Source organism: Streptomyces albus subsp. albus (genome assembly GCF_000719865.1).
Lineage (GTDB): Bacteria > Actinomycetota > Actinomycetes > Streptomycetales > Streptomycetaceae > Streptomyces > Streptomyces albus_E.
Window position 1 is genome coordinate 92,506 of sequence record NZ_JOID01000025.1, and the last position, 20,797, is coordinate 113,302.

Below are 20,797 nucleotides of genomic sequence, written 5' to 3' on the forward strand. Positions count from 1 at the left end.
GAGATGCAGACCAAAGACCTTCTGCTGGCTCTGCGGTCCGGCAGGATCGGACTCGACGACGCCCGCAGCATGCTGACCGCCGAGTCGGCCGCCCGTCGCACCCAGGAGCCCACGACACCGCCCCCGACCGGTACGAGAGCCACGGCACAGCACGCCGTCGCGGTCATCGGCATGTCCGGCCGCTACCCCGAAGCCGAGGACCTCGGCCGGTACTGGGAGAACCTGCGCGCCGCACGCTCCTCGGTCACGGAGGTGCCCGCCGACCGCTGGGACATCGACACGCACTACGACCCCCGTCCCCGTCGGCCCGGCAGGACCGACTGCAAATGGCTGGGCGCGCTGTCCGACGTGGATGCCTTCGACCCGGCATTCTTCGGAATACCGCCGAACGAAGCCCACGCGATGGACCCCCAGCACAGGCTCTTCCTCCAAGAGGCCTTCCGGGCCTTCGAGGACGCCGGATACGGGCGGGAGCGGCTCGACGGCCGCGACTGCGGCGTCTACCTGGGCCTCGCCAGCCACGAGTACGAGACCCTGCTCGCCCGGTACGCCCCGGGCACCGGTAACGCGACCGGAACCAACGGGGCCATCGCGGCGGCCAGGATCGCCTACCACCTCAACCTCACCGGCCCCGCCATGGCGGTGGACGCGGCCTGCACCTCCTCCCTGGTCGCCGTGCACCTGGCCTGCCAGGCGCTGCGCGCCGGCGAGACCGACCTGGCCCTGGCCGGCGGCGTCAGCCTCTATCTGGAGGCCGACCGGTACACGAGCATGAGCGCCGCCGGCATGCTCTCCACGACCGGGCAGTGCCGCCCCTTCGACAAGCGGGCCGACGGATTCGTGCCGGGCGAGGGCGTCGGGACGCTCGTGCTCAAGCGCCTCGCCGACGCGGAGCGGGACGGCGACTCCATCCACGGCGTCATCACCGCGACCGCCGTCAACCAGAACGGCAGCACCAACGGAATCACGGCGCCGGGCAAGCGCAGCCAGGTCAAGCTGATCCAGCAGGTGTACGCGGCGCGCGGCATCGATCCCGCCGGCATCGGCTACGTCGAGGCGCACGCCACCGGCACCACCCTGGGCGACTTCATCGAACTCGACGCACTGGCAACGGTGTTCGGCCAGTACACCGAGGAGCGCCAGTTCTGCGCCGTGGGCTCGGTCAAGGGCAACATCGGCCATGGGACCGCGGCCGCGGGAGTGGCGGGGCTGCACAAAGTGCTGCTCTCTCTGCGGCATCGCACCCTCGTGCCCACATTGCACGTGGAAGAGCCCAACCCACACTTCGATTTCGCGTCCTCGCCCTTCTACCTGAACACCCGGACCCGCCCGTGGGACGCCCGCGAGGGCCACCCCCGCCGCGCCTGCGTCAGCGCCTTCGGCTTCAGCGGCAGCAACGCCCACATCGTGCTGGAGGAGTACGTTCCCGCCGCCGCACCACGGCCGGGCGTCGCGCGGGGCGGCCGGTACCTGTTCGTGCTGTCCGCGAAGACCTCCGACGCGCTGGCCCGACAGGCCGACCGACTGCGCCGCCACCTGGCCGACGAGCCCGGGACCGATCTCGCGGCCACGGCCCACACGCTGCAGACCGGGCGCGAGGCGATGGACGTGCGCGCGGCCTTCATCGCCGCCTCGCGCGAGGAACTGCTCGGCGCGTTGGACCGCCACGTACGCGACCACGAGGCCGGGCACGCCGTCACGGACCCGCAGCGCACCACCGCGGCCCCCGGGCGCGCTCCGGAGCGGGAGCGCCGCCGGTGGCTGCAGGAGGCGGCGCTGCCGGAGCTCGCCGACGCCTGGCTGCGCGGTGCGGACTTCACCTGCGACGAGTGGGCCCTCCTCTACGACGGCACGCCGCGCCGAGCGCACCTCCCCGGCTACCCCTTCGCACAGGACCGCTACTGGTTCACCGCCCTCGACCCGGTCGAGCCGACCGCACCGGCCGCCGAGCCCGCCGCGCGCGCAGAGCCCGATCCGCAGGCTCCGGCCGACGACACCGTCCGCTTCCACGCCGACGACCCCTACGTCCGCGACCACACCGTGGCAGGCGTGCCGACCCTCATCGGCATGACCCATGCCGGGCTGGCGCTCGACTGGTTCTTCGACCGCTTCCCGCAGCACGACGCGGCCCAGCTGAGCAAACTCACGTTCCTGCGCGCCGTCGAGGTGCCCGCCGGGACCCGCGCCGAACTCCGGGCGGCACCGGACACGTCCGCGACCGGACCGGACCTGCGCCTGCGGGTCGTGCACCGCAGCGACGCGGGCGAGCTGTGGGCCCCGGTCGCCGAGACCCGGGTGCGCGCCGCCACCTACGAGCCGGAGACGCTCGACCGCACGGTGGTCCGGACCGGGCTGTCACCGGTGGACCCGGAGCGGCTGTACGGACGCAATCCGGCGATCGAGATCGGGGACACCTTCAAGACCTTCGCCGAGCTGTACGCGGACGACGCAACGGTGCTGGCGGCCGTGGACGCCACGGGCGACGGGGCGCGGGGCCGCACTCTCGACCCACTGCTGCTCTACAGCGCCTTCCAGGCGGCCCTGCTGTTCCTCGACAGGGACGACGCACCGGCGGACTCCGCCGGGTACCTGCCCTTCGGCATCGAGGGCGTGCGGGCCCGGCGCACCCCGGTCACCGGACGGGTGTGGCTGACGGTGCGGCTGCGCCGTGACTCGGGCGAACTCGTGGTGTTCGACGCGGACTTGACCGACGAGGCCGGTGCGGTGGTGGCCCGGCTGACCGGCTGCTCCATGAAACGCATCCGTACGGCACCGGACCCGGTGGCCGCGGGCGACGAGCTGCCCGCCGCCATCCGGGGCTACCTCACCGACAAGCTGGCGGCACTGCTCGACGTCCCGGCACACGACATCGACCCGCGGGCCAATCTGATGGACCTGGGCGCCACCTCGGACCAACTGGTCGCCCTGGCCGGGGAGATCGAGCGGGACAACGGGCTCGACCTGAGCCCCGCCCTCTTCTTCGAGTACCCGAGCCTGGCCCAACTGGCGGACCACTTCCACCAGGACCACCCGAAGGCCTTCGCGGCCCGTTCCACAGGTGCGCGGCCCGCGGCCCCGACACGGACGGCGCCCGCCCCCGCGAGCGCCGGTCCCCACGACCGTGCCGGACACGACGCCGGGCAGGAGGACATCGCGGTCATCGGGATGCACGGAATGCTGCCCGGTGCACAGGACCTCGACGAGTTCTGGCGCAACCTCGTCGACCGCAAGGACGTCATCACCGAGATCCCGCGGGACCACTGGGACTACCGCCCGTGGTTCGACGCGTCCCCGGGCGCCCACGACAAGACGTACTGCAAGTGGGGCGGGTTCCTCGACGACGTCGACGCCTTCGACGCGGAGTTCTTCCGTGTCTCGCCCCGCGAGGCCGAGTGGATGGACCCCCAGCTGCGGCTGCTGCTGCAGAGCGTCTATGCGACGGCCGAGGACGCGGGCGCCGCCGCACGGCTGCGCGGCAGCGACACGGGCGTGTTCATCGGGGTCTGCTGTCACGACTACCTGGACGTGATCAACGAGCGGCAACTGCCCGTCGAGCCGTACGCGGGGCTGGGCAACCACCACACGGTCCTTGCCAACCGGGTCTCCTTCGCCCTGGACCTGCACGGCCCGAGCGTGGCGGTGGACACCGCGTGCTCCTCCTCCCTGGTGGCGCTGCACCAGGCGTGCCAGGCGCTGCGCAGCGGGGAGTGCACCACGGCGTTCGTCGGCGGGGTGAACCTGCTGCTGTCCTCGTACCACTACCGGTTCTTCAGCAGCGTGGGCGCTCTGTCGCCCACGGGCCGCTGCCACACCTTCGCCGCGGAGGCCGACGGATACGTACCGGGCGAATGCATCGGCACCGTGCTGCTCAAGCCGCTGAGCCAGGCGGTCGCGGACGGGGACCGGATCCACGCGGTGATCAAGGGCTCGGCGGCCCGGCACGGCGGATACACCCCGTCCTTCACCGCGCCGAGCGTCGCAGGCGAGGAGAACGTCGTCGTCAAGGCGTGGCAGGACGCCGGGATCGCGCCGGAGACGATCAGCTACGTCGAGGCGCACGGCACCGGCACCAAGCTGGGCGACCCCATCGAGATCACCGCGCTGAACCAGGCGTTCAAGCGGTACACGGAGCGCGAGGCGTTCTGCTCGGTGGGCTCGGTCAAGGCGAACATCGGGCACACCGAAGGCGCGGCGGGCCTCGCCGGGCTGCTGAAGGTGATCCTTCAGATGCGCCACCGGCAGATCCCGCCGCTGCCCCGGCTGCGCGAGCACAACCCGCTGATCAAGTGGGACGGTGGAGCGCTGCGGGTCAACACCGATACCCAGGAGTGGCTCGCCCCGGAAGGGGCCCCGCTGCGCGCCGGGATCAGCTCGTTCGGCATCTCGGGCGCCTACGCGCACGTGGTCGTCGAGGAGTACCTGCCCGCTGCCGAGGACCGGCCGCACACCGGTACGCCCGACGCCGCGGTCCGTCCGGTGGCGGTCGTGCTCTCCGCGCGGGACGAGGAGCGACTCCGGGACCGGGCGCGGCTGTTGGCGCGAGCACTGCGTGACGGGCACCTGACCGACACCGAGCTGCCCGACATCGCGTACACCCTCCAGACCGGCCGCGAACCGATGCGCGAACGCATGGGCTGCGTCGTGTCCTCCGTCGGTGAACTGGCCGACATCCTGGAGGAGTTCGCCGCGGGCCGCACCCACGACCGAGTCCACCGCGGCCGCGCCGGCTTCGGGGACGCCGACGCGCCGACCGTGCCGCGGAACGCCGCGCCGACCCCGCAGGAGTACGCGGAGCTGCTCGACGCGTGGGTGCACGGCGCCCCGTACGACTGGGAGTCGCTCCACGAGGCGGCCCGGCCCCGGCTCATCGGCCTGCCGACGTATCCGTTCGCACGCGACCGCTACTGGCTGCCCGCCACGGGAACGGAGGCGGCAGACCCGGCGCCGTCCGTCGCCCCCGCACCCTCGGACGGTGGCGGTCCGGCCGGTCATCCGCTGCTGCCGACCGCGGGGCCGGACAGCGAACACACCAGGTTCCGGCCGGAGTTCTCCGGCACGGAGTTCTTCCTCGCCGACCACCGGGTGCTCGGCCGCAGCATCCTGCCGGGAGCCGCCCACCTGGAGCTGGCTAGGGCGGCGGTGCAGGCGCAGCACAGGTCCCGCGGGCTCGCGGACCGCGCCCTGCGCCTCGCCGACGTCGCCTGGACGGCACCGGCCGAGATGGCGGAGGACCCCCTGCGCCTCGACGTCACCCTGACGCCCGGACCCGACGGCGCGACCGGCTTCACCGTGCACGGGACCCCGGACCGGCCCGGCACGGAACCCGTCCTGCACTCTCGCGGCCGTGTGCTGCCCGTGCCGGACGAGCAGGCGGAGCGGGCGTCACTCGACGTGGCCGCGATCCGCGCCGCCTGCACCGAACGCCGGCTGACGGCGCAGCAATGCTACGAGGCGTTCCGCCGGGCCGGGATGGAGTACGGACCCGCGTTTCGCGGCATCGAGTACATCGGCGTCGGCACCGGCCAGGCCCTGGCCCGGCTCTCGCTGCCGGACGCCGTGCGCGACACCGCCGACGCGTACGTACTGCACCCGAGCCTGCTCGACTCGGCGCTGCAGGCGGTCGTCGGACTGATGCTGCCGCCCGCGGGCATGCCCCAGGACCTCGACGGTCCCGCTCTGCCGTTCTGCGTCGACACGGTCGACGTGCTCGCCCCGTGCCGCACTTCAGGGTGGGCCCGGGTGCGGGAACGAACCGGCACGAAGGCGCTGCGCCTGTTCGACCTGGACATCTGCGACGAGGACGGGACGGTCTGCGTCCGGATCCGCGGCGCGGCCTGCCGCACCCTGCGGGCGGCGCCGTCCGCCGCCCCCGGGCAGCCCGCGGCCGAGGCGCCCATGGAGACCGTCCTCGCCACCCCGGTGTGGGACGCGCTGCCGCTCGACGCCGGTACCGGGACGGTGACCACCGAGGGCCGCACGGTCCTCGCGGGCGTCGCCTCCCGCACCCGGCGGGGGCTCACGGACGAATTCCCCGACGCGACCTTGCTCGACCTGGCGCCGGACGCATCCGTGGCCGAGCTGCGCGACCTGCTCGACGGATGCGGGCCCATCGGACACCTCGTGTGGGCGGCGCCCAGCGGGACGGTCGAAGAAGGCGGCTGGGAGTCCGTGCCACAGGCTCAGCACGACGGCACGCTCCAGCTGTTCCGCACGGTCAAGGCGCTGCTGGAACTGGACTACGGACAGCGCGAGCTGACCTTGACCGTGGCCACCCGGCAGAGCGAGCCGTGCGGACCGTGCGACACCGTCGATCCGACACACGCGGGCGTCCACGGGCTGGCCGGTTCGCTCGCCAACGAACACCCCGGGTGGCAGGTACGCGGTGTCGACCTCCCGGCCGACGGCCCCTGGCCCGCGGGCGCGCTGCGCCGCCTGCCCCAGCAGACCGGTACGGACGTGCTGGCCCTGCGGTCCGGTGCCTGGTACCGGCGACGGCTGATCCCGGTCGAAGGCGCCGCACCGGGCCGACGCACCGGCTACCGGCACGGCGGCGTGTACCTGGTGATCGGTGGGGCCGGGGGACTCGGCGAGACGTGGTCCGAGTACCTGATCAAGACCTACCGCGCCCGCATCGTATGGGTCGGACGGCGGGCCCAGGACGCGGCCATCACCCGCAGCATCGAACGCCTCGCCCGCTTCGGACCCGCACCGGTGTACGTCCAGGCGGACGCCACCGACGAGACCCAGCTGCGCCGAGCGTGCCGGGTCACGCTCGACCGTTTCGGCGCGCTGCACGGAGTCGTGCACGCGGCGATCTCGCTCCTAGACCGGAGCCTCGCGCAGATGACCGAGGAGCGTTTCCGGGCCGGCTACGCGGCCAAGCTGGACGTCGGTGTGCGCATGGCGCAGGTCTTCTCCGACGTGCCGCTCGACTTCGTCCTGTTCTTCTCGTCGGTGGTCTCGTTCGTCAAGGGCGCAGGACAGGCCAACTACGCGGCCGGCTGCGCCTTCAAGGACGCCCTCGCCCACCGGCTCGCACAGGAGTGGCCGTGCGCGGTGAAGGTCATGAACTGGGGCTACTGGGGGAGCGTCGGGGTCGTGGCGTCCGCCGCGTACCGCGAGCGGATGGCGCGCGAGGGCATCGGGTCCATCGAGCCGGCCGAGGGCATGGCAGCCCTGGAGTTCCTGCTGTCGTCCCCCTTCGAGCGACTCGCCCTGATGAAGGTGGCGGATCCCGGCCGCATCGCCGCCCTGGACATGACGCAGAGCCTGACCGCGACGGCAGGTGCGGCCGGGCCCGCCGAACCGGTCAGTGACGCGACCGTGCTCGGACAGCTGCGCGATCTGGCCGGTGCCCGGATCGGCGGGCGGATCCAGGCGTCCGACGACGGACGCGAACTGACCGCGTACGGCTTCGCGCCCGCGCAGCTGACCGAGCTGGCCGAGCGGATCGGCGAGCACTACCGGGTGCACCTGACGCAGGCGGCATTCATCGACCACCCGACGCTTCCCGAGCTGGCACGGTTCATCGCCGACCGGGTGCCGCGGCACGCCGCGGCCCAGACGGTGGGCGCATCCAACGGAGGGGACAAGCAGTGAGGTTGACGCAGGCGGCGCAGCAGCGGATGGAGCGGCTGCTGCAGCAATTGCTGCGGGCTCAGCTGGCGGAGCTCGGCGCCCCGGACGGGGCAGAGCTCGACGACGTCATGGCCGGCGCGGCCATCGACCCGGCCTACCGGGAGTGGACGCGCGAGACCCTCCGGGTGATCCGGGAGGGCGCCGCGGCCGACGGCACCGGGCCGGGAGCCACCGCCGGGCTGTGGCAGGAGTGGGACCGGACACTGCCCGAGTGGCAGAGCCTGCCGACGCTGCGCGGGCGGGCCGCCCTGCTCGACCGTACGGTGCGCCGGATCCCCGACATCCTGACCGGACGGGTGCCGGCCACCGAAGTGCTCTTCCCCGACTCGTCGCTGCACCTGGTGGAGGCGGTGTACAAGGACGATCCGGCCGCTGACGCCGGGCGGGAGGCGCTGGCCGCACAGGCCGCTGCCCGCGTGGCCCGGCTGGTGGACCGGCAGCCCGGCACGAAGGTGCGCATCCTGGAGATCGGCGCCGGGACCGGAGCGACGAGCGAAGCCGTACTGGACCGGCTCGCGCCCTTCGCCGACAGCATCGAGCAGTACACGTACACCGATGTCTCCGCGGCCTTCCTGACCCACGCGGAACGCACGTACGGTGCGCGGCACGCCTTCATCGAGTGCCGGACCTTCGACGTGGAGCGGCCGCCGCAGGAGCAGGGCCTGGCCGTCGGTGCGCACGACCTGGTGATCGCGGCCAACGTGCTGCACGCGACCACATCGGTGCGCGAGGCGCTGCGGCACGCCAAGGGACTCCTCAAGCCCGGCGGACTGCTGTTGGTCAACGAACTGGTCGGCAACACCCTGTTCGCCCATCTCACCTTCGGGCTGCTGGCGGGCTGGTGGCGCCATACGGATCCGGAACTGCGGCTGCGCGGCTGCCCGGGCCTGAGCGTGGACACATGGAAGCGGGTGCTGACGGAGGAGGGGCTGACGCCCGTGCTCTGCCCCGACGTCCCCGGCGCCGAGCCGGGGCAGCAGCTCCTGGGCGCCGAGAGCGACGGCTTCGTACGACGCGGGCAGCCGCGGCGGGAGCACCGCGGACAGCCGGACACGGCGGCGCCCGTGCCGGGGCCCGCCACGGCGCGGGACGGCCACACGGCCGCCACCGCGGACAACGGGCCCGGCACGGAGTACGCGGCGGACGACACCGACGCGCTCACGGCACGGGTGACGCCGTATCTGACGACGCTGATCGCCACCGCCCTCAAGTACCCGACCCACAAGATCGATCCGACCGAGCCGCTCCAGAGCTACGGCCTGGACTCCCTGGTCGTCACCCAGCTCAGCTCCGAACTACGCGACAAACTCGGCAAGTTGAGCAGCACGGTGTTCTTCGAGCACCAGACGGTCGCGGAACTGGCCGCTCACCTCGTCACCACGCACGGCGCCCGGCTCCCCGCGCTGCTGGGCCTGACCGAGGACGCCGCCGCCCCGGACCAGCCGCGGCGGCGGCCGACGTCGGCCGGGGAGCCCGCGGAGCGCTCTGCCGTCACCCCGGCGGCTTCCGACGCGCAGGACATCGCCGTCGTCGGATTCGCGGGCCGCTACCCCGGCGCCGAGGACGTCCACGCGTTCTGGCGCAACCTGCGCGACGGCCGCAGCGGCATATCGGAGATCCCTCCGCAACGCTGGGACTGGCGACGGTACTTCGACGCCGAGCGCGGCGCCGTCGGCACCATGTACTCCCGGTGGGGCGGATTCCTCACCGACGTCGACGCGTTCGATCCGCTCTTCTTCCGTATCTCGCCCGCTGAGGCGGAGCGGATGGACCCGCAGGAGAGGCTGTTCCTCGAAACGGCGTACGCGGCCGTCGAGGACGCCGGATACACGCCCGCCGCGCTGTCCGGCACCCGCCAGGTCGGTGTCTTCGTCGGCGTGATGAACGGCAACTACCCCACAGGGGCGCACTACTGGTCCGTGGCGAACCGGGTCTCCCACGCCCTGGACTTCCACGGTCCGAGCCTGGCCGTGGACACCGCGTGCTCCGCCTCGCTCACCGCCCTCCACCTCGCCGTGGAGAGCCTGCGCAGCGGCGCTTGCGAGTGCGCCGTCGTCGGCGGTGTCAACGTGATCGCCGATCCCGTCCACTACCTGCGTCTGAGCTCCCTGACCATGCTCTCCTCGGACGACCGGTGCAAGGCGTTCGGGGCGGGGGCCGACGGCTTCGTCGACGGGGAAGGCGTCGGAGCGCTCGTCCTGAAGCCGCTCGGCGCGGCACTGGCCGCGGGCGACACCGTCCACGGTGTCATCAAGGCCAGCCACCTCAACGCCGGAGGGCGCACCAACGGCTACACGGTGCCCAACCCCCGGGCCCAGTCCGCCCTCGTCACCGCATGCCTGGAGCGAGCCGGCCGCGACGCCCGGTCCATCAGCTACGTGGAGGCCCACGGCACCGGCACGGCGCTCGGCGACCCCATCGAAGTCGCCGGTCTCACCAGGGCGTTCGAGCGGCACACCACGGATCGCCAGTTCTGCGCGCTCGGCTCGGTCAAGAGCAACATCGGACACCTGGAGAGCGCGGCCGGAATCGCCGGGGTCACCAAGGTGCTGCTGCAGCTGCGGCACGGGCAGATCGCGCCGTCGCTGCACGCGCAGTCCCCGAACCCCGAGATCGATTTCACCGCCACGCCCTTCATCCTCCAGCAGGAGGCCGGTCCCTGGCGGCGTCCCGTCCTGGAGGACGGCGAGCATCCGCGGCTCGCGGGTGTCTCGTCGTTCGGCGCGGGCGGCGCCAACGCACACGTCCTGATCGAGGAGTTCGTCCCGGCGGGCGCCTCCGGCTCGCACAGCGCCGAGGCGTCCGTCGCCGCCACCCGGTTCCCCGTCGTCCTCTCCGCCATGGACGAGGACCGGCTGCGCGAGCGGGCCCGGCTGCTGCTTGCGGCGCTGCGCGACCCCGACCGCGGCTATCGCGAGGCCGACCTCGCGCGCATCGCGTACACCCTGCAGACCGGCCGGGAGGCCATGGCGGCACGGCTCGCCTTCATGACCGGTTCGCTCGACGAACTCGCCCGTACGCTCCGGAAGTTCCTCGAAGGCGACGAGACGGCCGGGCTCCACCAGGGCTTCCGTCCCCCGTACGAGGAGCAGGAGCGCGACAGGGAACGCACGGGCGGCAGCAGCGTGGCGGAACTGCTCGCGGACGGGCAGTACGACGCGGCACTGCGGAAGTGGGCGGACGGCGCCGACGCCGACTGGGAGAGCTGCTTCCCGCAGCCCCGGCCCCGCCGGATCTCACTGCCGACCTATCCGTTCGCCCGGGGCAGGTACTGGATCACGCGACAGGAGACGCCCGCACCGGCCACCGCGACGGCCACCACACCCGAGCCCGCAGGTGACCCCGCACTGCTGCTCGTCCCGGACTGGACCGCGTCCGAGGCGGCCGCATCCGGTACCGGCCCCGTGGAACGGTTCGCCCACCACGACGTCATCCTCTGCGGAGCCGGCCTGCCCGACGGCCTGCCGGACCATCCGCAGGGGCGGGACGGACGGCCACAGGTCACCGTGCTGCGCACCGCCGAGCAGCGGGCCGACCGCCGCTTCGAGGACCTCACCGTGCAGCTGACACAGGTCCTGCGGGACGTGCTGCGCCGTGCCGTGGGCGGCCGCTCGCTCCTCCAGCTCGTCGTCGCCGGTGAGGGCCCGGACGCCGCCCTGTCCGAACTCTCCGGGATGCTGCGGTCCGTGACGCTGGAGAACCCCAGGGTGGTCACCCAGCTGATCGAGGCGGGCGACCGGGCGGACCGGCTGACTCGGGTGGTCATGGAGAACGCCGCCCACGCCCGCGACCGGCACATCCGCCACGCGGGCGGGGAGCGTCTGGTGGCCGGGCACCGCACAGCCGTCGAACCGGCGGCCGCCCCGGTGCCCTGGAAGGACCGCGGCGTCTACGTGATCACCGGTGGTGCGGGGGCGATCGGCTTGCACCTGGCCAGGGACATTGCGCGACGCACGACCGGGACCACGATCGTGCTCACCGGGCGGTCGGACCCGGACCGGCCGGAGTGCCGGGCCGCGCTCCGAGAGCTCGGATCCCTTGGAGCACACGCCGAGTACCGAACCGTCGACATCACCGACCCGGCGCGGACCGACCGTCTGATGGCCGACATCCGCAGCAGGTTCGGCGGCCCGAACGGTGTGATCCACTGCGCGGGCGTGCTCGACGACGGCTTTCTCATCGGGCGGACCGCTGCCGACGTGCGCCGGGTCCTGGCCCCCAAGGTGACGGGTCTGGTGAATCTCGACGAGAGCACCAAGGACGAGGCACTCGACGTCTTCCTGGCGTTCTCGTCGGCTGCCGCCGTCGTCGGCAACGCCGGGCAGGCGGACTACGCCGCCGCCAACGGCTTCATGGGGCACTACACCGCTCGTCGCAACGAGTTGACCGCCGCTGGGGAGCGGCACGGGCATGCGTTGTGTGTCGACTGGCCGTTGTGGCGGGACGGCGGCATGTCCATGGACGCGGAGACACAGGAGCGGCTCCGCGTATCGACCGGGGTGACCGCGCTGGAGACCGAAAGCGCACTCAAGGCGCTGTATCGAGGGCTGGCCGCCGGAGCTGAGCGGCTGGCCGTGTTCGCGGGAGCCGGGGACAGGATCATGAACTACGTGAACGACACCGCCGTTCCGCGCAGCCCGCGGGCGGAACGGGCCGCCGTCGGCGAGGACACGCTGCGCGAAGCGGTGGTGCGCCGCCTCAAGCAACAGTTCGGCAGCGTCGTGAAGATGAGCGAGGAGAGCCTCGACGTGCGGGCTCCGCTGGAGACGTACGGGATCGACTCCGTGATGATCACCCGGTGGAACCGGATGCTCGAGGACGACTTCCCCGACCTGCCCCGCACCCTGTTCTTCGAGCGGCGCACCATTGCGCACGCCGCGGAGTACCTGCTCTCGGAGTTTCCCGCCGAGTGCGCCGCCTGGACGGGCGCGGCACCGGCACCGCTGACCCCCGGATCCGGCGCACCGGCCGAGCCGGCTCCCGCCGTCGCCGCACCGGCTGTCCGGAGCGCGGCGACGACGATGCAGCGGGAGCCGATCGCCATCGTCGGCATCTCCGGGCGGTATCCGCAGGCGGACAACGTGCAGGAGTTCTGGGAACGCCTCGCGGCGGGCAGCGACTGCATCACCGAAATCCCCTCCGACCGCTGGGAGTTGGACGGCTTCTACGATCCGGACCCGCAGGACGCGGCCGCACACGGCAGGAGCTACAGCAAGTGGGGCGGCTTCCTCGACGGATTCGCCGCCTTCGATCCGCTGTTCTTCCAGGTGTCCCCGCGCGAGGCACGTCTGATGGACCCGCAGGAGCGCCTGTTCATCACGGCGGTGTGGGAGGCCATGGAGGACGCCGGGTGCACGCGGGAACAGATGGCCAAGGCCTACGGGGGCGATGTCGGGGTGTTCGCCGGCATCACCAAGACCGGCTACAACCTGTACGGTGCCGAGCCCCGCGCCGCCGGATGGCGCGGGGAACTGCACAGTTCCTTCGCCTCGGTGGCCAACCGTGTCTCGTATCTGCTGGACGTCCACGGGCCGAGCATGCCGGTGGACACCATGTGCTCGTCGTCCCTGACGGCCCTGCACGAGGCGTGTGAGCACATCCTCAGGGACGACTGCCGCATGGCGGTCGCAGGCGGTGTCAACCTGTACCTGCACCCGTCCAACTACGTCGGCATGTGCGCCCATCGCATGCTGGCGGCCGACGGCCGCTGCAAGAGTTTCGGCGCGGGCGCCGATGGCTTCGTACCGGGGGAGGGCGTCGGCGTCGTCATCCTGAAGCGGCTGTCCGACGCCCTCGCCGACCATGACCACATCCATGCCCTGATCCCGGCCACGGGCATCAACCACGGTGGCCACACGCTCGGTTACACCGTGCCCAACCCCACGGCGCAGAGCGTGCTCATCCGCAAGACGCTCGACAAGGCAGGCATCGACGCCCGGTCCGTCAGCTATGTCGAGGCGCACGGCACCGGCACGGAACTCGGCGACCCCATCGAACTGGCTGGGCTCACCGAGGCGTTCCGGAAGGACACCCAGGACGACGGGTTCTGTGCCATCGGGTCGGTGAAGTCCGGTATCGGCCACCTGGAGGCCGCGGCCGGGATGGCAGGCCTGACCAAGGTCGTCCTGCAGATGCGGCACGGTGCCCTGGCGCCCAGCCTGCACGCCGAGCGGATCAACCCCAACCTCCGCTTCGAGGGAACTCCGTTCACGCTCCAGCGGGAACTCGGCGAGTGGAAGCGGCCCGCGGTGGTGCGCGACGGCGAGGTGACGACAGCACCCCGCATCGCAGGGGTCTCCTCGTTCGGTGCGGGCGGCGCGAACGCCCATGTCCTGATCGAGGAGTACATCCCGTCGGCCGACGCGGACGGCCGGACCCGTCCGGCCCGCCCCGTCACCCGCGAACACCCCGCCCTCATCGTTCTGTCCGCCCGCACCCCTGAACAACTCGAGGCCAGAGCAGCCCAGTTGGCGCAGGCGATCCGTGACGGGGCGGTGACGGACGAGCGGCTGCTCGATGCCGCGTTCACGCTGCAGACGGGGCGCGAGGAGATGGCGGAGCGGCTCGCCGTGACCGCGGTGAGCACGGCCGAACTGCACAGTCGGCTGACCGCCTATCTGGCGGACGGCCCGGACGCGGTGGCCGGTGTGTACCGGGGGCGTACGCGCCAGCACAAGGAAGTCCTCGACCTGCTGCTCGACGACGACGGCATCGGTGCGGCCGTCGCGGCGCTGGCCACCAACGGCGCCTACGGAAAGCTGCTGTCGCTGTGGACCATGGGGATGAAGGTGCGGTGGGAGCAGCTGTACGGGGACGTCCTGCCGTACCGGATGAGTCTGCCGACCTATCCGTTCGCGAACGAGCGGTTCTGGATCAGGGACGAACTCGCGGCAACGCAGCAGACTTCCTCCCCCGCTTCTGCGGCTTCCCCGACTTCCCCGACTTCCTCGTCTTCCTCGTCTTCCCTGTCTTCCCCGCAGCCCCGGCCCGTCCCCCTGGCGCGACGCGAGCACGCCCCTGCCCCCGCACCGGCGCAGGCCGCCGCGGTCGACCGGCGCGGCGAACCGTCGCACCGCATCCGGCTGTCGGTGCTGCCGGAGAGAGCGCGCCCGGCGACCGTGGAACCGGCGCCGACCGTGGAACCGGCAGCGACCATGGAACCAGCGGCGGCCGCGCACGAGGTGCCCGCCCCGTCGCCCCGCCCCGTCGCGATCGCCCGGCCGGAGCCCGAACAGCCGGGCCCGGTTCCGGCCGCGATCTCCGATGAGCGGTTGGAGGAGGAACTCGCGGCAGGGCTGTCCGAGATCCTGGCGGTCCCGCGTGACGAGATCGACGCGGACCGGAGCTTCGCCGACCTCGGGCTCGACTCGATCGTGGGTGTGGAATGGGTGCAGTGGGTGAACGCCAAGTACAGCCTGTCCGTGACGGCGTCGAAGATCTACGACTACCCGACCGTCCGTGAGTTCCGCCAGTTCCTCATGCCGAAGCTGGGCCGGACGGCGCCCGCGCAGGGGCTGTCCGTCCTCGTCCAGGGCGTGCAGCGCGGCGAACTCGACGTCGACGCGGCGCAGCAGCTGTTCCAGCACCTCGACAAGGAGCCCCGCCGGTGAACCCCCAGGACGTGTTCGCCGCGCTGCGAAGCGGCGACCTCACCGCCGAGGAGGCCGAGAGCCGACTGCGCGCGCTGCTGGCTCCCGCCACGGCCCCGGAGCCACACGACCGCGGTGTGCCCGAACCGAGCGGCGACGAGGACGGCGACGAGGACGTCGTGCGATGGCTGCACGCGGAGCCGGGGATCGCGCTGGTGGTGATGGAGGACCGCGCGCACAAGAACACCTTCTCGTCGGCCCTGGTCTCCGGTCTCACCCGTGCCTTCGCCCAGATCGAGGCGGACGAGTCCGTCCGGGTCGTCGTACTCACCGGCTACGACAGCTACTTCGCGTCCGGCGGGACGAAGGACGGGCTGCTCGCCATCCAGGAGGGCCGGGTCAAATTCACCGACCTGGGGGTCTACCACCTGCCGCTCGACTGCCGGCTGCCCGTCATCGCCGCGATGCAGGGGCACGGCATCGGCGCGGGTTGGTCCATGGGGATGTTCTGCGACTTCGCGGTGTTCAGCAGCGAGAGCTACTACACCAGCAACTACATGAAGTACGGGTTCACGCCGGGTGCGGGAGCCACGCTGATCTTCCCCGAGCGGTTCGGCGGCGCGCTGGCCCGGGAGATCCTCTTCGCGGGCCGCACATACCGGGGCTCGGAACTGGCCGAGCGTGGCGTGCCGTTCCCGGTGGTCCCGCGGTCCCAGGTCCGCGACACCGCGCTGGAGTTCGCGCGGGAGCTCGCGCAGGCGCCGCGTGAGTCCCTCATCGGCCTCAAAAGCCTGCTCGCAGAGTCCGTACGCGGCCGAGTGGCGGGCTCCCTGGAACGCGAACTGGACATGCACGAGCGGACGTTCGTGAACAAGCGCGAGGTCCGCGACCGCATCCAGGCACTGTTCGGAGGCGGCGCGTCCGACGCCCCGAAGCCCGTCGACCGCACCCGGCCGACCGAGCAGAAGCCGCAGACGCCGCAGACAGCGGAGATGCCGCAGACGGCGCAGTCGGCAGAGCGGAGGAAGCGCGGGGAGCGCGGGGAGGGGGACTCCCGTCGGGCGATCGCCGTCATCGGCATGGCCGGCCAGTTCCCGATGGCGCCGGACCTCGGCGCGTTCTGGGACAACCTGGTCGCCGGGCGCGACTGCGTGTCCGAAGTTCCCCCCTCGCGCTGGCCGTTGGAGGCGTACGTCGATCCCGACCCGAAGGCGCTCGGCAAGACGTACAGCAAGTGGATGGGCACGCTGGAGACCGCGGACGCCTTCGACCCCCTGTTCTTCAACATCTCGCCGGTCGAGGCCGAGCACATGGACCCCCAGCAGCGGATCTTTCTGACCAGCAGCTGGCACTGCGTCGAGAACGCCGGGATCGCGCCATCGGCCCTGTCCGGCACCAGGTGCGGTGTGTTCGTCGGATGCGGGCCCAGCGAATACGGGCAGTACCTGATGCGGAAGGGCGACAACCCGCAGGGCTTCACCGGTGCGGCGTCCTCGATCCTGAGCGCCCGTATCGCCTACCTGCTCAACCTCAAGGGCCCGAACCTGGCCATCGACACGGCGTGCTCCTCCTCGCTCGTCGCCATCGCCGAGGCATGCGACAGCCTGCTCCTCGGCAACAGCGACCTGGCACTCGCGGGCGGTGTCTCGGTGCTCTCCGGCCCGTCGATGCACGTCATGACGAGCAAGGCCGGAATGCTGTCCAGGGACGGCCGGTGCAAGACGTTCGACGCCGGCGCCGACGGCTTCGTACCGGGGGAGGGGGTCGGCGTCGTCCTGCTGAAGCGGCTGGACGACGCCGTGCGCGACGGTGACCCGATCCGCGGTGTGATTCGTGGCTGGGGCGTCAACCAGGACGGCCGGACGAACGGCATGACGGCCCCGAGCGCGGCTTCCCAGGCGCGGCTGGAGCGGGACGTGTACGAGCGCTTCGGCATCGACCCCGAGACGATCACCATGGTCGAGGCGCACGGCACCGGCACGAAACTCGGCGACCCCATCGAGGTCGAGGCGCTGACCGAGGCGTTCCGCACCTTCACGGATCGCACGGGGTACTGCTCGCTGGGCTCCGTGAAGAGCAACATCGGTCATCTGCTCACGGCGGCGGGCATCGCCGGCGTGCTGAAGGTCCTGCTCAGCCTGCATCACGGCACGCGGGCGCCGACACTGCACCTGGAGACGGTGAACGAGCACATCGCTTTGGAGGAGGGCCCGTTCTACCTGAACACCGAAGCGGAGCCCTGGGACGCCACCGACGGCGTCCCACGGCGGGCGGCGGTGAGTTCCTTCGGATTCAGCGGCACCAACGCCCACCTCGTCATCGAGGAGTACGTGCCCGAGCCCGCGCCCCCGCGGCGGCCCGCCCTTGAGGAGCGACAGCGTCCCGTCCTGCTGGTCCTGTCCGCGAAGACGGAGCGTCAACTGCGTTCCTACGCCGCCAGGTTCCGCGACGCGGTGACGGCGGCCGACACGCTCGACCTGGCCGACTGGGCCCACACGACCCAGGTGGCCAGGGACCCGCTGAAGCACCGGATGGCGGTGGTGGCGGCCTCTCGCGCCGAACTCCTCACGGCCCTCACCGGATTCGTCGACGGAGGCGCCCCCGGGGCGTGGGCCACGCAGCCGGGCGAACTGTCCGCCACCGGGGCGCTCGCTCGCGCCGCCGACGAATGGCTGTCCGGCGGCCGCCCCGACTGGGACCAGCTGTGGGGGGACCAGCGCCCCCGCCGGATCCCCCTGCCGGGATACCCCTTCGCCGACGAGCGCTACTGGCTGGCGGAGTTCCGGGACTCCTTCGGCTGCACCGCTCCCGAGCCCGCCGCGGACCGGCCCGCCGTGCCGGACGGCGACGCCGCCTCGCCACCCCCGGACGATGCCACCGAGGTGCTCACCGAGGAACTGTCGCGCCTTCTGAACATCGACCGGCAGCGGCTGTCCCCCGAGACCGCCTTCCACGAGATCGGCGTCGACTCGCTCGCCGTGCAAAGGCTGCTGGACCGCCTGGAGGACGTATTCGGCGAGATTCCCGCCGAGGCGTTCTTCACGCACAAGACCATCGGCGCGCTGGCCGGGTTCCTGGCCGACCGCGGGCCCGCGCGGCCGACGGCCCCCCAGGCGGCGCCCGGCCCGGCTCGTCCGGACACCGGAACGCGGACCGCTCCCGCCACGGTCGGCGAGGCCTCTGCCCGTGGGGACATCGCCGTCGTCGGGGTGAGCGGCCGGTACCCCAAGGCGCCCACGCTGCAGGACTTCTGGACCAATCTGGAGTTCGCCCGCGACTGCGTCGTCGAGATCCCGAAGGAGCGATGGGACCCCCGCGACTACGGCTCGCGACCCGGCGCCCGGCGCGGCAAGGGCGAGGGCATGTACTGCACCTGGGGCGGTTTCCTGCCCGACGTGGACCGCTTCGACGCGGACTTCTTCGGCATCTCGCCGCTGGAGGCCAAACACATGGACCCACAGGAGCGGCTGTTCCTGGAGACGGCCGCCGCCTGCCTGGAGGACGCCGGGTATGCGCGCGAGCGGCTGCACGACGCCACCGCGGCGGACGGCCGCGCCAGCGTGGGCGTGTTCGTCGGAGCCACGTTCAACAACTACCAACTGCACCAGGCGGAGTCGTACCGGGACGGGCACTTCACCCCCGTCAACTCTCAGCTGTACTCGATCGCCAACCGGGTCTCCTACCTCTACAACCTGCGCGGACCGAGCATGTCCGTGGACACCGCCTGCTCGTCCTCGCTGCTCGCCGTGCACCTCGCCTGCGAAAGCATCCGCAGTGGTGAGTCCGAGATGGCCCTGGCCGGCGGGGTGAACCTCTCGCTGCACCCGAGCAAGTACGTCTCGCTGTGCGCCGGGCAGTTCGCCGCCAGCGACGGTCGGTGCCGGTCGTTCGGCAAGGACGGCGACGGCTACGTACCGGGCGAGGGCGTCGGCGCGGTGCTGCTGAAGCCGCTGGCGGCGGCGGAGCGGGACGGCGACCACATCTACGGCGTCATCAGGGCGACAGCGGTCAACAACGACGGCAGGACCTTCGGCTACAGCGTGCCGAACCCCACGGCGCAGGCCGAGGTGATCGGCCGGGCACTGGAGAAGGCCGGGGTCGACGCCCGGACCATCAGCTATGTGGAGGCGCACGGCACCGGCACCAAACTCGGCGACCCCGTGGAGGTCGCCGGGCTGACGCAGGCGTACGCCAAGGACACCGAGGACACCCAGTTCTGCGCCATCGGTTCCGTCAAGTCCGGCATCGGACACCTGGAGGCGGCGGCCGGCATCGCCCAACTCACGAAGGTGCTGCTGCAGTTGAAGCACCGGCGGCTGGCGGCATCGCTCACCCACTCAGACGAGCTGAACCCGCACATCGACTTCGAGGCCACCCCCTTCCGTGTGCAGCGGGTCACGGGCGAGTGGCGGCGGCCCGTCATCACTTCCGGCGACGGCTCGGTGCGCGAGGTGCCCCGGCGAGCCGGGATCAGCTCCTTCGGCGCCGGGGGCGTCAACGTGCACGCCATCGTCGAGGAGTACACGCCCGCCGCGGCACCCGGCGCGCCGGCGACCCCCGTGATCATGCCGCTCTCGGCGCGGAGCGCGTCCGCGCTGCAGGCCCGTGCCGCGTCGCTGCGCGCCCACCTCGCCTCGGCGCGGGAACAGCCGGGCGGACTCGGCGCAGTGGCCCACACCCTGCAAACGGGGCGGGACGCCCACGAGCACCGGCTCGCCTTCGTGGCGACGGACGCGGAGGACGCGGTGCACACCCTGGACGCCTACCTCCAGGGAACCGGCAGCGGGGCGCGCTGGTACACCGGCCAGGTCGCCGTGGACGGTACGCGGACCTCGCTCGGGGCCCCGGCCCCCGCTCGGCTTGAGGAGACCGCGCGGGCCTGGACGCGGGGTGCGGTCGTCGACTGGTCCGCGTACCAGGGCGGAACCCGTCCGACGCGGGTCCCGTTGCCGACGTATCCCTTCGAGGGGGACCGCTTCTGGACCGGGCGCACGGGATCCGGCACCGGTGCCCTGACCCGGCCACCGCGACAGCGGGAAGAGACGGCGGCGAGCGGGCACCCGGTGCCTTTGCGGCCGCACGCGTCGGCCGGCTCGGCGCCGGACGCGCCGACCGGGCCCGAAGAACCGGCCGCTGTGCCCCCGCCGGGCACGTCTGCGGTACTGGCCGCACTGGCGGAGGCGATGGAGTTCGAGCGGGACGACATCCTGACGGCCTTTCTGCGGGAGCGGCTCGCCGAACTGCTCGACTATCCGCCCTCGGAGCTGCCCGACTCGGACCGGGGCTTCTTCGACCTGGGGATGGAGTCCGTCATGGTCGAGAAGTTCCGGCTGTCCATCGAGGCCGAACTCGGCGTCTGTGTACCGGACACGGCGATCTTCGAACACCCCTCGGTCGCGGCGCTCACCGCGCATCTGCGGGAGCTGATCGCCTGGGACGACATCGAGCGGATCGAGCAGCCGGCCGCCCCCGCGTCAGCGGCGGCCGCGGACGACAGCGCGGAACTCGCGGACGTGGCCGCGCAGTTGCGGCAGGAACTGGTCGAACTCGGCGCGATCGCAAAGCAGTAG

3 protein-coding genes are annotated in these 20,797 nt (G+C 72.1%); all 3 read left to right on the top strand.

What is annotated here, in order from left to right; all coding sequences use genetic code 11:
- Nucleotides 1-3: 3 nt before the first annotated feature.
- From IF83_RS0123575 to IF83_RS0123585, 3 genes are read left to right on the top strand one after another with little or no spacing between them, the layout of a single operon-like run.
- Nucleotides 4-7,599, top strand: a complete 7,596-nt coding sequence (locus IF83_RS0123575) for an SDR family NAD(P)-dependent oxidoreductase (protein ID WP_030547342.1) — start codon at nt 4-6, stop codon at nt 7,597-7,599.
- A complete protein-coding gene (locus tag IF83_RS30615) occupies nt 7,596-15,248 on the top strand; it encodes an SDR family NAD(P)-dependent oxidoreductase (RefSeq protein WP_158711099.1) in 7,653 nt (2,550 codons plus the stop codon). The genes IF83_RS0123575 and IF83_RS30615 overlap by 4 nt, the downstream gene beginning before the upstream one ends.
- Nucleotides 15,245-20,797, top strand: coding sequence for a beta-ketoacyl synthase N-terminal-like domain-containing protein (locus IF83_RS0123585; RefSeq protein ID WP_051723248.1), 5,553 nt, complete (start codon nt 15,245-15,247; stop codon nt 20,795-20,797). The genes IF83_RS30615 and IF83_RS0123585 overlap by 4 nt, the downstream gene beginning before the upstream one ends.